The organism is Rhodococcus sp. A14 (assembly GCF_011603105.1).
GTDB classification, from domain to species: Bacteria; Actinomycetota; Actinomycetes; order Mycobacteriales; family Mycobacteriaceae; genus Rhodococcus_F; species Rhodococcus_F opacus.
Window position 1 is genome coordinate 1 of record NZ_JAAOQS010000282.1, and the last position, 973, is coordinate 973.

Genomic DNA, 973 nt, shown 5'->3' on the forward strand with positions numbered 1-973 from the left:
GCCTGGTCACACGCGGCGTCCTGCACCGCGCCGCCCCCGGCTACTACATCGTGGTACCCCCGGAACAGGCCGGGCGACCGTGGATCCCGAACCTCGAAGCCACCGCCGCCGGAATCGCCGCCGCGATCTACGGACCCGATCACGCGATCGTGATGGGCATCAGCGCCGCCCGCCTCCACCACGCAATCCCCCGGGCGTTGGCCACCGCGGTCGTCGCCGTACCCCGCCGGCACCGAACCATCACCCTCACCGATAGGACCGCGACCATCCGGTTCCTCCGCCGCGACACCCCCGAACTCGACGCCGAACGCCTTAATACCCCCCTCGGGCCGGCGCTGGTGACCACCCCGGAACAGACCGTCCTCGACCTGGCACGCTGGCCGGCCCTCGGCGACGCCAAGAACGAAATCCCCGCCGCCGTCACCTCGCTCTACCGGCGCAGCGACCGCGAACGCCTCACCACCCTCGCCGCCGAGCAGGGACTGACCGCAGCCCTCGCCCGCGCCGAAACCTGGGTGCAGGCAGCCTCGTGAACCTCGACGAACGCGACAGCGTCGCCGACCAGTTCGGCGTCGCCCCCGAACAAGTCGAACGAGACCACCTCATCTCCCTGCTCCTGGGCTACCTCAGCGAACATTTCGCCGACCGGCTCCACTTCATCGGCGGCACCGCCCTCGCCCGAACACACCTCCCCAATGGAAGATTGAGTGAGGACATCGACCTCATCGCCCTCGACCCACGACGCAGTACCCTGGCCGCCGACCTCGACGAGACGCTCCCGAGAGCGCTGCAACGCGCCTATAGTCGCCTCGAATGGGCGCCCCCGCTCAGCGCCGGATCGAGCGTGGATGCTGCCACCCTCCACACCACCAGTGGTCTCGCGGTGAAAATTCAACTCCTCGCCTCCACCGACCGCACCCTCTGGCCCACCGAACCTCGTACCCTCATCCAGCGCTACAGCGACGCCCCACCC

2 protein-coding genes are annotated in these 973 nt (G+C 69.3%); both read left to right on the forward strand.

The window, feature by feature from the left end:
• The coding region (locus G9373_RS45400; protein ID WP_167121361.1) for a type IV toxin-antitoxin system AbiEi family antitoxin at positions 1-533 on the forward strand (533 nt) is incomplete at its 5' end.
• A partial coding sequence (locus G9373_RS45405) for a nucleotidyl transferase AbiEii/AbiGii toxin family protein (RefSeq protein WP_167121363.1) occupies positions 530-973 on the forward strand: 444 nt, incomplete at its 3' end. The genes G9373_RS45400 and G9373_RS45405, both read left to right, overlap by 4 nt.